This window comes from Rhizobium sp. AP16 (assembly GCF_000281735.1).
Lineage (GTDB): Bacteria > Pseudomonadota > Alphaproteobacteria > Rhizobiales > Rhizobiaceae > Rhizobium > Rhizobium rhizogenes.
Genome location: NZ_AJVM01000047.1, coordinates 1 through 13,684, shown reverse-complemented (window position 1 = coordinate 13,684; position 13,684 = coordinate 1). Strand labels below are relative to the sequence as shown.

The following is a 13,684-nucleotide window of genomic DNA, read 5'->3' as shown; positions in this document are numbered from 1 at the left end:
CCAAGGGAGGTCGAATTTACGTCTCCGGCTCTCTGAGATGGCTCAAAAACTGGCCGGACTTAATGGGATCGATTCTATCGGCCTGCTCTAACGCCCATTCTTCCCAAGGCCGCAGTTCTGCTGGCTCAATGTCGCTCGTGCCGCTGACTATCGCATCGCGGACACGTTCAACGAGGATCCGAATATCCTGGGCTTGTCGCAACAAGTCGCCTGACCTAATAAGGTTTTTCAGACGCTCTTGATTTAGAGCCTTGAGATGCTCTTGACGTTGCTTCTCGGCCTCAAGACGCTTCTTCTCTTCGCGCTCTTCTGTCTCCCGAAGGGAATTTCGGAAGCCTGATTCTCCAGCAACAATGAGAGAGGCTGCGATTATGGCAATCTTCTCCTCAAGCTGCCCTTCCTTGTCGTCTTGCCATCTGCGTGATGCACGTCCGTCGAACCGAGGCGAGATTGTGAGGGCAAGTGGGGTGGAAAGTGGTAATCCAACCGCAAGAGGCTGCCAGCTCTGCCGGCGCGGATCTTTTCCAACAAGCGAAATGTCGATGCCAACCCCGGTATCTCCTATTAGGGCGGATGCGTGGATCGTCCCGTCATGCTCGTAGGCTTGGCCACTATGTCGACGTTTGGTGACTGCCCAAAACAATGCGTTGAGAATTCTCAACTGACGTTTTGCGACTAGGCTATCGAATAAAGGCTCACCCCAACCGCGTTCGGCAAATTTCGCGCGGTTCTTGTCTTCTTTGCTCAATAGTTGGACCAAGCCGCTGTGAGGGCGATCGAGCGACTTAGGAACCGTTACTCTGCCGATAGCTTTCAACTCCTGAGCATAAAGCTCGTCCAGGTCCTCTGGGATCTCTTTCGATTCAAAAGGACCTGCAGCGGTTATCGGCCGGGCTACTGGAACGACCTTTCGAAATCGATCATCGATGCGAAATCGCCCAATTTGCCCCGGCCGTCTTGCCTCCGGTTCGGGCGTGGCAGGAATTGGCTTGCCGGCATTCATTTTATTCCAATATCCCTGTGGGGGGAGGGGAACGCCAAGGCTGACGAGTTGTTTTTTTAAACCAACGTCAGACAAGTCGACTTTAGCCGCTAGCTCGCGCATTGGCGCAGACCACGCAAAGGCTATAAGATCTTGAGGTAGAACAAGTATGTCGTTCCCGTAGTATCTGCTCATTTCGATCTCGTTGGCGAAAGGTCGTTTGATTTCGCCGATTGGCTTTGCAGAGACAATCGTGCGGGCGAGAAAACTGCTTGGTCAAAACCTCGGTGTCAAGGATAGTGCGAGCTTGATTTCCAAAGCCGCATTGCGGTTGGAGAGGTTCATTGTTCCGCATCATTTTCTTGAGGCGATGGCAGCTGGCAGATCAGAAAATTCCATGATGCACGTCGAGGGTATCGAACTCTCGACCCGCAAATCATTCTTTTCCTAGAGAAATCATTATTGACGCCACCCCGCATCGGACCGAGTAAAGGTGAGAACAAATGATCTGTGCGGACCGATTGCGGACCGATTGAATGGACAGAACCGGAACAGACAGGGACCACGTGGATTTGCCTGTCCCGGAAATGGTGAGTTTTCGCGAAGCATTCTCCGTTCGGGACGTGGGGGTCGAGTGTTCGAATCACTCCACTCCGACCAGCTCTAAATTCCCGATCTTTTCCCGAAAATTTGACCCGCTTCCGGTAGCTGATCGCCATATCCGCATCCCGTCGTGCCTCGGGCGTCAAACCATTCATTCGCTTCGCAATATCCTTTTGCAGCCCGGGCTCTTTTTGTCGCTCGCAGCACCATATACAAGGGAAAGATGAGTGCATCCGACTCGATGTCGAGGATGGGTCAATGGTTGCGGAAAGCGGAGCGACGAGATGAGCAGCCTTTTTGAAAGACTGGTCTGGCAGGCTGGAGCGGAATTTCGGCAGGGCCGGAATATTGGCGGTGCCGCCCTTGGTCGTTTCGCAGGCATCTCGGCAGCGGCGCTCCTGCTCGCTTCGGGCGCCGCACAATCCGCCTTCGCCGGCGATTGTGACAATGTGGTCGCGGCACCCGGCATAGACTGGAGCTCATGCAGCAAGACCAACATCATGCTGCCGGGCAGCGATCTGCATGGCGCCAATCTCGCCGGCGCTCATTTCGACAGCACCGATCTCAGCAATGCCAATCTCACCTCGGCCAATCTGGAAAAGGCAACGCTGGTGCGTACCTGGCTGAAGAACGCGCGCGCTGAGGGCACGAATTTTGCCAAGATCGAAGCCTATCGCTCGGATTTCAGCAATGTCGTCGCCAATGGCGCCACATTTGCCAATGCCGAATTGCAGCGGGCTGAATTCAGCGGTGCGCAGCTTGCGAATGTCGATTTTCAGAAGGCCGAACTCGGTCGCGCCGATTTCGACAAGGCGGTGCTGACGGGCGTCAATTTCTCCTTCGCCAATCTTTCCCGCGCCACCTTGAGCGGCGTGACCATCCAGGGGCCGGTCACCTTCGGTGGTGCCTTCCTGTATCTGACCCGCATCGAGGGCATAGACCTGTCGGCGGCAACCGGTCTGGTACAGACGCAGGTCAATTTAGCCTGCGGCGACCAGACGACCATACTGCCTCCGGGATTGAAGGCGCCTGGTTCCTGGCCATGCCCGCCCGATGACAAGGATTGACGGCAACCCGTCCGGAATGACCCAACCGAAAGGCGATAGTAGATGTTCGCGCAACAGACGATTCAATCCTCCAGCAAGCCGGAATTCTATCGTGAGCTTGCCGGCCAGTTGCAGGCCCTGCTCGACGGCGAGGCCGATCCGATCGCCAACGCCGCCAATACATCGGCGCTGATCTTCCAGATGCTGCCGGACCTCAACTGGGCCGGTTTCTATTTCCTGCAGTCGGATGACGAGCTGGTGCTCGGGCCGTTCCAGGGCAAGCCCGCTTGCGTCCGCATCGCGGTCGGGCGTGGCGTTTGCGGCACGGCGATCGAAAAGGAGCAATCGATCCTCGTCGAGGATGTACACGCCTTCCCGGGCCACATCGCCTGCGACGCCGCCTCCCGCTCGGAGCTGGTGGTGCCCTTGTTCCGGGATGGTCTTGTCTTCGGCGTCATCGATCTCGACAGCCCGCTTCCCGGCCGTTTCGACAAGGACGACCAGGCCGGCATCGAGGCGCTCTCGGCGATTTACACCGCTGCCTGTGACTGGGATGAGTGACTGCCAGTTGCCGCACGATGCATCATGCCGCCCTGCGCGATATGGCAAATCGGCTGCCCCATACCTATATTTTCGTCGCAACCACTCCCGCGACGCTTATTGAGCTTAACGTCTGTAACGATGTCCGGCATTCTCCCGTAATGACTGGTGAAGCTTGAGGTATGCGTCCAAGAGCAAGGAGAACAAGAATGCGAAATTACAGCAAGACCTCCGAGGCCATAGCGAAGCTGTCTCCCGAACAGTATCGCGTCACGCAGCAAAGCGGCACGGAACGTCCCTTCACGGGCGAGCTTCTCGACAACAAGCAGCCGGGCATCTACGTTGACATCGTGTCGGGCGAGCCGCTGTTTGCCTCTTCCGACAAGTTCGATTCCGGTTGCGGCTGGCCGAGCTTCACCAAGCCGATCGAGACCGCCAACGTCAACGAGCTCACCGATCTGTCGCATGGCATGCTGCGCACCGAAGTGCGCTCGTTGCACGGCGACAGCCATCTCGGCCATGTTTTCCCCGACGGGCCGCGCGATCGCGGCGGCCTGCGCTACTGCATCAACTCCGCCTCGCTTCGCTTCGTGCATCGTGATCGCATGGAAGCTGAAGGCTATGGCGCCTATCTCGACCAAGTGGAGGATATCCGATGACTACGGAACGTGCAGTTCTCGCCGGCGGTTGTTTCTGGGGCATGCAAGACCTCATCCGCCGCTATAACGGCGTCATCTCGACCCGCGTCGGCTATACCGGCGGCGAGGTGCGCAATGCGACCTATCGCAACCACGGCACCCATGCCGAAGCGATCGAGATCGTCTTCGATCCCGAGAAGATCAGCTATCGCGATCTGCTGGAATTCTTTTTCCAGATCCATGATCCGAGCACGCGCAACCGTCAGGGCAACGATGTCGGCACGAGCTACCGCTCGGCGATCTTCTATACCAGCGACGAGCAGAAGCGGGTCGCCTTCGACACGATCGCCGATGTCGACGCTTCCGGTCTCTGGCCGGGCAAGGTCGTCACCGAAGTGGTGCCGGCAAGCGACTTCTGGGAGGCCGAGCCGGAGCATCAGGACTATCTGGAGCGCATTCCGAACGGCTACACCTGCCATTTCGTCCGGCCTGGCTGGAAGCTTCCGGTCAGGCAAGCCGATACGACGCAGCGTGCGGCATCCTGAATGACGCAAGTCGCCGCAGCCAAGCGGCTGGACCACTATCTCGGCACATGGGACGTGACGCGGCGGATCATCGACCGCCTCAAGGCGCCCCTCATAATCTTCGAAGGGCAGGCGTTGCTGACGCCTGTCCAGTTCGGGGAGCACGACGACACCACGAGCGATCATGCAACGGCTCAGGAGCCGCCGTACCTGTCGGCTAGGCTGCGAGGCCAAGCATCCACGGTCTCTTCCGCATGACCTCTCCGAATTCATTCGTATCGGCGACGGTACATCGCAGCGCGTTGTCCGTTACTACGGCCAGCAATGGGAATTGAAGATTTCTTCAGTTCGTCTGCCAACCTTCCCAACGTAAAACTCAGCCGCGGGCGTTCGTCTGTCGTGATGCAATGTAACCTCTAGGCGAGTTCTCGCCGTGTCACGCCAGCTGTCACGCGACATCCCACTTTCGCTCCTGTAGTTAGCCTTCGATCTTCAGATTTGAAGCGAAGGTCTTCGAGGAGCGAAATGATGTCGACTTCGTTTCTGATTGCTTTGACGGTGTCTTCGGCCGTGACCACGGTCGTCCTTATGGTGGTGCAGTTCCTTCATTGAGTTTGGCTCCCACCCTCGGCGGGTCTAGCCTGTCGGGGCGGGATGCGAGGCTGAAAACGCCTGTGCTTCCTTTCGCAGCCATTCGCAGAACAGTGTGGACTTCCGGTTTCGCCGGGCACGCCGCAGCGCGACGTAATGATGGCCGCTATCGATGAAGCCCAGTGGGGCGGTCAGCCGGCCAAAACGGATATCGTCGGTCACATAGGGCCACGGTGCCACGCAGACGCCGAGGCCAGCGCTTGCGGCCTCCAGCATGAAATAGAAATGTTCGTATTCCACCCGGGTTCCGGCCTCGACAGGTACACCTGACCGCGACAGCCAGTCGCCCCAGGCGCGAAGCCGCGTTCTGGTATGAAGTTGCGGAACGCCCGCGAAGTTCGCGGTGACGGTTCCCGCCAGAGACGGGGAGAGAACCGGACCCGTCTGCTCGGGAAACAGTGCGATCACCTCCGCACCTTCCGGCCAGGGCGCCGCGCCGACGCGGATCGCGACATCGAAGCCATCGCGCGTGAAATCGACCGGGCGGGACGATGCTGTCAGCCGTACTTCGATATCGGGATATTCCGCCTGGAAGCGGTAGAGCCGCGGGATCAGCCAGCGCATGGTGAAGGTGCCGGGGCAGGAGACGTCGAGCGATCCGTCTTCGGCATCGGCAACCGACCGCACCGACATGTCGATCTGATCGAAGGCGGAAGTCAGGCCCGCTAGCAAGGTCGAGCCCGCTTCCGTCAATCGCAACCTGTTCTTCGGTCCCTCGAATAACGGCCCGCCCAACACATCCTCGAGATGCTGGATCTGGCGACTGACGGCGCTATGCGTCACGTTCAGCTCGTCGGCTGCAAGGGTCATCCGACCATGCCGGCCGGCGGCTTCGAAGGCACGCAATGCGTTGAGGGAGGGAATACGACGAGCCATGTGAGTTTTCCGAACAATGCTTGTTCGATCATATCGATTTTCTTCCTGCATGCCATGATGTTTTCTCCCGCCGCAAACAGAAGATCTCCCGTTAAGGGAACAATGAAGTGTGGAATGCGGGAGCGCTTCCAGCGATGGCAAAGCTGTGCTTGAGCCAGGCAACGTCACTTCCCCATGCCACCAGGCGAAGAGGATGAAGACTTCGATGACCAACAGACACAAAGACGGTAGCGCCGGTGACGCAAATTACGGTGTGATTGGCACGAACTATATAAACTACCGCCAGCCCGATCCGCAGATCGCCGAATTTATCCGCGCTGCATTGAGCGATGCCCGTAGCGTCCTCAATGTCGGTGCGGGTGCCGGCTCCTATGAGCCCGTCGATCGCGAGATCACGGCCGTGGAGCCGTCGGCGTCGATGCGGGCGCAGCGGCCGGCGCATCTGCCTGCTGCCATCGACGCCACGGCCGAAAAGCTGCCTTTCGCGGATGACAGTTTCGACGCGAGCATGGCGACCTTCACCGTGCATCAGTGGTCCGATCTTGTAGGTGGTCTTGCGGAAATGCGGCGGGTGACGCGCGGTCCCGTCCTCATCCTCACCTGTGATCCGAACGAGTTGGACCGATGCTGGCTGGTTGACTATGCGCCGGAGACGATCGCGGTGGAGGCACGCCGTTATCCGCTAATGGCGGCCATCAGCGAAGGGCTGGGCGGCAATGCGGAGATCATCCCCGTTCCGATCCCATTGAACTGCACCGATGGCTTCAGCGAGGCCTATTACGGACGGCCGGAGCGGCTGCTGGAGCCGGGCGCGCGCCTTGCCAATTCGGCCTGGAGCTTCGTCGATCCCTCCGTTGGCGAGCGGTTCGTTACCGATCTCAGCCGCGATCTAAAAGACGGCACCTGGGATGCCAAACACGGGCATTTGCGGACACAGCCGGCGTTTGAGGGTTCGCTGCGACTGATCGTCAGCCGCAGCGAATCCTGATCCAAGCGAGTATGACGCACTGAGATCGTTCACAGGGTCTGCCTGTGAACGATCCGTGATCCTGTTATTGGCGAGACATCCGGCGTCTTGCCTGGGCAGCCCGCGCCAGTTCCTCCAGCGTACGAACGGAGGTCGGCCAATCGATGCAGCCGTCGGTGATGCTCTGGCCATAGACCAGGGCCTTGCCGGGAACGAGGTCCTGCCGACCGCCGACGATATTGCTTTCCATCATCATGCCCTTGATGCGGTGGTCGCCGGCAGATACCTGCGCGGCGACGGCGCTGACCACCGCCGGCTGGTTTTCCGGGTTCTTGTTGCTGTTGGCGTGGCTGGCATCGATGATGATCTGCGGATCGAGCCCAAGCTTGGAAGCCAGCTCCGACACGGCCTGCACGCTGGCGGCATCATAGTTGGGCTGCTTGCCGCCGCGCAGGATGATATGGCCGTCGTCGTTGCCGCGCGTCGAGGCGATGGCGGCAAGGCCGTCCTTGGTGACGGCGGGGAAATGATGCGGCTGCGACGCCGCCATGATCGCATCGAGCGCGATCCTCGTGTCGCCATTCGTGCCGTTCTTGAACCCGATCGGGCAGGAGAGACCTGAAGCCAGTTCGCGATGTACCTGGCTCTCGGTCGTCCTCGCGCCGATCGCACCCCAGCTTACGAGGTCGGCGATGTATTGCGGTGTGATGGTGTCGAGGAATTCGCAACCGGCCGGCAGCCCGATCTCGTTGACGTCGACGAGGAGCTGCCTGGCAAGGCGCAGCCCTTCTTCGATACGGTAGCTTCCGTCGAGATGCGGATCGTTGATGAGGCCCTTCCAGCCGACCGTGGTGCGCGGCTTTTCGAAATAGACCCGCATGATGATTTCAAGGTCGTCGGCGAAGCGGCCGCGCTGTTCCATCAGCCGAGCCGCGTAGTCGCGCGCGGCGATGGGGTCGTGGATAGAGCAGGGGCCTATCACGACGATCAAGCGATCATCGTCATTGTGCAGGATGTTGTGTACGGCGCTGCGTGCGCCCGTCACGGCCGAGGTAACCGCTGCGTCTCGCGGGATCTCGTCTATAATGCGAGCGGGCGGCGTGAGCGCGGTAATTTCGATAATTCGCAGATCATCAGTGGAATTCAACACGGTATCGGTTCCTTTTGGGGTCATACCGTGGCGACAAAAAAAGCCGCCAGGTAGACTAGCGGCTGTTCGGGTCTTTTATTGCGTCAGTTTTATCTACGCACAGGCCCGCCTCCGCTGAGAGCAGCGGTACGAATAAAATCGCGAGGCGTTTGCGTAGGTGAACGACATGCGGTGTCTCTACGACAAAAAATATGGCTTGTCGATGCCGTTGATAGCTTGGGAATTGATCGCGAGTGCTCGATCCAGCTCCCAATTTGGCGGCAGTAGCAAAAATACGAACCCCAGATCAGAAAGACCGGCCCCGCTTCGCTGGAAGCAGGACCAGTCCCCATCCGATCAGGGGTCAAGTCTAATCAGATCTCGAAAAACGAGGTCTTAGAAAGTACGCTGGAAGCGCAGAACGCCAGCCCACTGGTCCTGATTGATGGAGTCCCAGTTGGTGTAGGATACTTCCGGCGTGATCTGCAGGTTCTTGACCGGGTTGAACTTGACGTTCGCGGTCGCTGCGAAGATCTTCGAGTCGGTGTAGGCAACCTGAGCGTTTGCCTGCAGCTTGTCGTTGATCGGAACGGTCACGCCGCCCCAAACTGCCCAGTCGCCCCAGCCGATACCCTTGGCCGGGCCAGCACCGTTCGAGCTGGCATACTTGTTCAGCTTGTCGCCGTCGGTGTTCCAGCCGCCCATCAAGAAGGCCTTGAAGACGCCGAAGTCGCCATCGATACGAGCCTTGACTGCGCCTTCTTCGACGATGGAGTCATAGCCACCAACGACCTTGAAGCCGAAGTTGCCAGCCTTGTAACCGAGACCGGCGACAACGTCCGGAGCGTAGTGATCCGAGCTGTCTTCGCCGTTAACGCCCGTGGCGCCAGTGCCGGAGTTGCTGTCTTCGAGCGAGATCACAGCCGTGAAGCCGTTGCCGGCGTCGTAGTTGTAGGTGATCTGGTTGAGTTCGTACGGGCCGTCATAGACAACGTCGTCGTTGATGACGCCGCCGGCATAGCCTGCGTACAGGTTGTAGGCCGAATCGAGCTTACCAACGGTGAAGCCAGCAAGGCTGATATTGGCGGCGATCAGCTTGGTGGTGGTCGAACCGCCATCCTGCCAGTCCCAACGCAGAACAGTAGCCGTCTTCAGCGGGCCGTATTCGGTGTCGGTGGCGGTATCGACGGTCAGATGAGCGCGGGTGTGCCACAGCGTACCGTAACGGTCAGCCGGGTTGTAGGCATTGTACCACTTGCCTTCGGTACGGACATAGCCGCCGATCTTCAGGCAGGTTTCGGTGCCGGGAATGAAAAAGTAACCGTTGCCGTATGCGTCGCAGATGCGAACATATTCGAGCGGCTCAGGCTCAGCAGCAACAATAGCGTCAGCAGCGTGAGCGCCGGAAACTACTGCGAGGGCAGCAGCGGAGCCGAGAAGAAGGCTCTTGATGTTCATAAAAACTCCAATCCAATATAGATTGGGCATAGGCTATCGCGCCGAAAAATCGACGTGCCTGACCCTATCCCTGTTAAAAACCCCGACTCGGGAGAAACGGGCCCCACCCGCTTCTGTTCGCTATTAGAGACGAATTCCTGTAAAGTTATATGATATATTTTTCTCAGAATGACGTTTTCGTGATTTTTCATTTCCAGTTGCATGAAAGACACATTTACAAACATAGATAGTAAGTCAGCCATAATATTGGCTGCATAATGATCAATTCGGAGTAGGAAGTGGGAGATTGACGCCTGAAAGGGCGATTGACGACCCGTCGAGTGTCGCTGTTTGAAAGCTGCGGCATGCTGAGCCCAAACGCAACGCACGCCTTTGCCAACGTCGATAAACGGGCATCAACATCCGATGGTGACTGAAGGGCCTTGGCTTAATACAGCGCCGTTCGCTTTGAGGTCGGCGATATCAGCCTGCTGAGCATGGCGCCGATTGCGAGACCCCAGAGCCCGCCGGTCATGGCGACAATGAGGTCCATGGGCGACCCGTAATTGCCGTTCACCAGGAAATGCGAGAAGCAGAGCGCCGAGACGCTGGCGATCATCAGCAGGCAGGTGAAGGAGGGCGATTGCGGATAGGCCAGCCGTGCCAGCATGCCGGCAAGACAGAGGGCGACTGCTCGATACAGATTGAAGGGATTGCCAAACTCGGCCTGCCAATTGAGATGCGCGAAGGTCACGGCAACCAGTGCCGCGATATAGCCCCAAGCAACAATCTTCAAAAAGCGCTCTGTTATCATAGGGATGTCATATAGCAGCCGTGCGCGGGAACACCAGTCTCGGAACGCTTTCGTGGCCTCGTTCAATATCCCGCATCGCACACATTTTGTGTGTCCGCGAAATATTCTGTAGCGGATATGGCAAGAAAGAGGTGGTTTTTACCCATGGTTTCAGCTTGTTAGCCCGATTATCAGGGTTCGGACGAGATTGAGGCGTGATTCAGTGTCGGTTGCGAGCGCGTTGATGTCCTCTTGCGGTCCAAAGTCCGTTCGTCTCCTGATCTAGCCCGCACCTGCGAGGCGATGTACGGCGGGTGGGCATTCTCGCGCCAACCCGCCTTGGATGTAGAAGCAACGTCAGGCGCTGGATGTGTCAAGTACCTCGTCATTGTTTTCCGGCCCTGGCGTCCCTGTTTCCATGGCGCTCTCTTCAGCATTGCGACGACCGAGAAAGGTGAAGACGACGATTGCCGTGAGAGCCGTGATTGCCGTCAGGAGCCACAACAGCTCGCTAAAGGCGTCGCTATAGCCCTGGATCAACGTGGCATGCCCGATTGCAGGCACACTGGATACTGCATCGAGGAGATTGCCCGTAACCAGCCGCTGCGCTGCGAAAGATGCATGGTCCCCCGCTGCTGCGCCGAGTTTTGACTGGATGAAAGAGGAAAGGATGGCGCTGACGACGGCCAGTGCAACGCCTTCGCCGGCAACGCGGGTGGTGCTGAAGATGCCCGTCGCCATGCCGGCGCGTTCTTTCGGGACGACGCTGACGGCAAGTCCGTCCATCAGCCCCCAAGGCAGGCTGATGCCAATGCCGATCGTCAGCAGCGGGCCGATCAATGCCGCCGGTGCCGATCCCGTGGTGAGATAGCTGAGCCAGAACAAGCCCATGGCGGAGATAATAAGTCCCGCGCCGCAAATCGTGGCTGCCGTAAACCATCGTGTCAGCAGGCCGGCAACGATCGGCAGAATGAGAAGCGGCGCCGACAGGGCGACCATCATGCGGCCAGCGGCGATCTCGCTCATGCCCTCGATGCCGACGAAGCGGACCGGCAAAAGGATGAGCAGCACGACGAAGGCATAGGCGGGGGCCGCCGCCAGCAGCTGCACACCGACAAAGCGCGGATAACGGAACAGGGTGAGATCCAGCATCGGCCGTTTCACGACGCGTTCGATGATGCCGAAGGCCAGGAAGAGCAAGGCAGCACCCACCAGCAGGACAATGACCAACGGGTCGCCCCAGCCGTTTTCCGGCGCGCGAAGGACGCCGTAGGTGAATAGCGTCAGGGCGAGCGTGAAACTGAGGGCGCCAGGCCAGTCGAGACTGGCGGCGTCCGGGTCTCTGGATTCGGTCAGGAAGCGTGCGCCGAGACCAAAGGCCAGGACGGCGAGGATGACGACGAGAATGAAGATCGCCGGCCAGCCGAAGGCCTCGATCATCAGGCCGGAGGCGATCGGCCCGAAAGCGAGCCCCACACCGAAACTCGAGCCGACGACGCTGAAGGCGCGCATGCGCGCCGTGCCGTCGAACTCCTGTGCAAGCGACGCCATGCCGCCGGAAAAAGCGGCCGCCGCTCCCATGCCCTGCAAGGCCCTCAGGATATCGAACCAGACGATATTGTTGACGAAGGCCAGTCCCGCCGAGAACAGGGCAAAGCCGCCGAGCCCCAAGAGGAAAATGCGCTTGCGTCCGAAACTGTCGGCAAGCGCGCCGGCTGCCATCAGGCTGCTGCCGAAGGTCAGCATGAAGGCATTGGTGACCCAGTTGAGCGCGATCGGACTGCCGCCGAGCGTCCGGCTGATCGCCGGCAAGGCGACAGCGGGGCCAGTGAAGGTGAGGGGCATGGCGGCGGCGGCGCAGCACACGGCGATCAGAACAAAGAATTTCTCGGCCGGGCTTGCGGCCTTTGTCTTGTCGGGATGCATCGGGATATCCGCTGAATTTGAGCAAAAGGGACCCTACGGACGACTTGGGAGCACGAACCGCCTTCAAGGACGGTCGTCATCATCTGCGGGAACATCGGAACACTCGACCAAGATAGTTTTGATGCAATCGACTGAAAATAGGTCTAAGTTTCCATATATACTGGAAGAAAACGATCGAATGGAAATGAGGATGGATCGGCTAAGTGGCCTCAATGCCTTTGTTCGAAGCGCCGATCTCGGCAGCTTCGCCGCCGCCGGGCGTGTGCTCGGTCTTTCGGCCTCGGCCGTCGGCAAGGCGGTGACCAATCTCGAACGGCAGCTCGGCGTGCGATTGATGCAGCGCTCGACCCGCAGCATTCGCCTGACCGAGGAGGGGCGTCTTTTCCACGAGCGCTGCCGGCGGGTGCTGGACGATCTCGAGGATGCGCAGGCTTCGCTTGCCCAGGCGGTGGCCGTGCCGCGCGGTCGGCTGCGCGTCAGCGTGCCCATTGTCAGCTACCATTTCCTGCTGCCGGTACTGCCGGAGTTCGTTGTCCGCTACCCCGAGGTCGAACTCGACATCGATTTCAATGATCGCATCGTCGATATGATCGAAGAAGGCGTCGATGTCGCGATCCGCAGCGGGGATTTGCCGGACTCGCGGCTGATGTCGCGCACCTTGCGGCCGTTCCAGATGCTGCTCTGTGCTGCCCCCGCTTATCTCGAGCGCCATGGCGTCCCGGATTGCCCGCGCGCGCTTGACGATCATCTGGCGATCCGGTTTCGTTTCCCCAACAGCGGCAAGCTGCAGAACTGGCCCTTGAACCTGCCCGATGGCGGGCTGGAATTGCACATGAAAACTGCTCTGTCCTGCAACAACATGGAGGCCCTGCGCGGCGCCGTCATCAGCGGCCTCGGCATCGGGTGCATGCCGGATTTCCTCGCGCGCAGTCCGCTCGCCGAGGGCAAGTTACGCACGGTACTTGATGATCATATCGATGGGCCTGGCCATTTTCATTTGCTCTGGCCGTCGAACCGTCATTTGTCGCCAAAGGTCCGCGTCTTCGTCGACTTTCTGAGCGAGCGGCTTTTTGCAAAAAGCTGCGACGCCCTGCCGGGTGCCGCAAGCGCATGAAAAAGGGGCCGTGAGGCCCCTTTTGTCGTCGATCCGATCTGGATCAGATGTCGCTTGCCGCGTTCGCCCATATGTCCGCAGCCTGCGCAGCGGTGACGCGGCGGACTTCCGTCTCGTCGCGGCGGCTGGCGAAGAGTTCGCTGGCCATGATCTGGTCGGCAAGATCTGCCGGCAGCGACAGGAGAACGCGCTGGCCCTCTTTGTGGATGCCGCCGAGATCGGTGCGCTTGCCGGTGATCATGCCGCCGGCGATCGTGTTGTTGCTGTCCGGATCGATCAGGATAAAGGAGCCGGTCGAGCGGTTCTGATCGTAAGGATCGAAGACGGCGGCTTCGTCAAAGGAAAGACGAACCTTGCCGATGGCGTTCATCCACAGGGCTTGCGCCGGTGCCCAGGCGCCGGTCTTCAGTTCGAGCTGCGCGATCGGCTGGACCTGCACGCGCTGACGGCGGCTGCCG

At 59.3% G+C, this 13,684-nt stretch carries 15 protein-coding genes; 8 read left to right on the top strand and 7 right to left on the bottom strand.

Features of this window, described 5'->3' with window-relative positions:
* Positions 1 to 16: 16 nt before the first annotated feature.
* The gene (locus tag PMI03_RS15660) at positions 17 to 1,177 is read right to left on the bottom strand and encodes a hypothetical protein (RefSeq protein ID WP_007694918.1); all 1,161 of its coding nucleotides are present in this window, start codon (positions 1,175 to 1,177) and stop codon (positions 17 to 19) included.
* Between the two features lie 25 nt (positions 1,178 to 1,202).
* On the opposite strand from PMI03_RS15660, the gene PMI03_RS15655 reads away from it, so the two are divergent.
* The 6 genes from PMI03_RS15655 to PMI03_RS15630 all read left to right on the top strand — a co-directional run bounded on the left by PMI03_RS15655 (position 1,203) and on the right by PMI03_RS15630 (position 4,591).
* A complete protein-coding gene (locus PMI03_RS15655; RefSeq protein ID WP_039974137.1) occupies positions 1,203 to 1,433 on the top strand; it encodes a hypothetical protein in 231 nt (76 codons plus the stop codon).
* 436 nt (positions 1,434 to 1,869) lie between these two features.
* Positions 1,870 to 2,652: a pentapeptide repeat-containing protein gene (locus PMI03_RS15650; protein WP_007694917.1), complete on the top strand. Its 783-nt coding sequence runs from the start codon at positions 1,870 to 1,872 to the stop codon at positions 2,650 to 2,652.
* A gap of 42 nt (positions 2,653 to 2,694) precedes the next feature.
* Positions 2,695 to 3,192 carry a GAF domain-containing protein gene (locus PMI03_RS15645; protein ID WP_007694916.1) on the top strand — a complete coding sequence of 166 codons (498 nt, stop codon included), beginning with the start codon at positions 2,695 to 2,697 and terminating at the stop codon, positions 3,190 to 3,192.
* A 188-nt stretch (positions 3,193 to 3,380) separates the two neighbouring features.
* A complete protein-coding gene (gene msrB / locus PMI03_RS15640) occupies positions 3,381 to 3,830 on the top strand; it encodes a peptide-methionine (R)-S-oxide reductase MsrB (protein WP_007694915.1) in 450 nt (149 codons plus the stop codon).
* On the top strand, positions 3,827 to 4,354 hold the full coding sequence (gene msrA, locus PMI03_RS15635; protein ID WP_007694913.1) for a peptide-methionine (S)-S-oxide reductase MsrA: 528 nt from the start codon (positions 3,827 to 3,829) through the stop codon (positions 4,352 to 4,354). The genes msrB and msrA overlap by 4 nt, the downstream gene beginning before the upstream one ends.
* Complete coding sequence (locus PMI03_RS15630) at positions 4,355 to 4,591, top strand: hypothetical protein (RefSeq protein WP_007694911.1); 237 nt, start codon at positions 4,355 to 4,357, stop codon at positions 4,589 to 4,591.
* A 378-nt stretch (positions 4,592 to 4,969) separates the two neighbouring features.
* Here the strand turns inward: PMI03_RS15630 and PMI03_RS15625 are convergent, their stop codons facing one another.
* Positions 4,970 to 5,860: a LysR family transcriptional regulator gene (locus PMI03_RS15625; protein WP_007694909.1), complete on the bottom strand. Its 891-nt coding sequence runs from the start codon at positions 5,858 to 5,860 to the stop codon at positions 4,970 to 4,972.
* Positions 5,861 to 6,065: 205 nt separating this feature from the next.
* On the opposite strand from PMI03_RS15625, the gene PMI03_RS15620 reads away from it, so the two are divergent.
* Positions 6,066 to 6,848: a class I SAM-dependent methyltransferase gene (locus tag PMI03_RS15620; RefSeq protein WP_039974152.1), complete on the top strand. Its 783-nt coding sequence runs from the start codon at positions 6,066 to 6,068 to the stop codon at positions 6,846 to 6,848.
* A gap of 64 nt (positions 6,849 to 6,912) precedes the next feature.
* Here the strand turns inward: PMI03_RS15620 and PMI03_RS15615 are convergent, their stop codons facing one another.
* The 4 genes from PMI03_RS15615 to PMI03_RS15600 all read right to left on the bottom strand — a co-directional run bounded on the left by PMI03_RS15615 (position 6,913) and on the right by PMI03_RS15600 (position 12,112).
* Positions 6,913 to 8,001, bottom strand: a complete 1,089-nt coding sequence (locus tag PMI03_RS15615) for a 3-deoxy-7-phosphoheptulonate synthase (protein WP_153510213.1) — start codon at positions 7,999 to 8,001, stop codon at positions 6,913 to 6,915.
* Positions 8,002 to 8,352: 351 nt separating this feature from the next.
* Complete coding sequence (locus PMI03_RS15610) at positions 8,353 to 9,414, bottom strand: porin (protein ID WP_007694903.1); 1,062 nt, start codon at positions 9,412 to 9,414, stop codon at positions 8,353 to 8,355.
* 427 nt (positions 9,415 to 9,841) lie between these two features.
* Complete coding sequence (locus PMI03_RS15605; protein ID WP_007694901.1) at positions 9,842 to 10,189, bottom strand: hypothetical protein; 348 nt, start codon at positions 10,187 to 10,189, stop codon at positions 9,842 to 9,844.
* A 354-nt stretch (positions 10,190 to 10,543) separates the two neighbouring features.
* A complete protein-coding gene (locus PMI03_RS15600; RefSeq protein WP_007694899.1) occupies positions 10,544 to 12,112 on the bottom strand; it encodes an MFS transporter in 1,569 nt (522 codons plus the stop codon).
* A gap of 190 nt (positions 12,113 to 12,302) precedes the next feature.
* Between PMI03_RS15600 and PMI03_RS15595 the strand changes: the two genes are divergently transcribed.
* Entirely contained in the window at positions 12,303 to 13,226 is a 924-nt protein-coding gene (locus PMI03_RS15595; RefSeq protein ID WP_007694897.1) for a LysR family transcriptional regulator, read from the top strand.
* A gap of 43 nt (positions 13,227 to 13,269) precedes the next feature.
* On the opposite strand, the gene PMI03_RS15590 is transcribed toward PMI03_RS15595, so the two are convergent.
* A partial coding sequence (locus PMI03_RS15590) for an elongation factor 1-alpha C-terminal domain-related protein (protein WP_007694894.1) occupies positions 13,270 to 13,684 on the bottom strand: 415 nt, incomplete at its 5' end.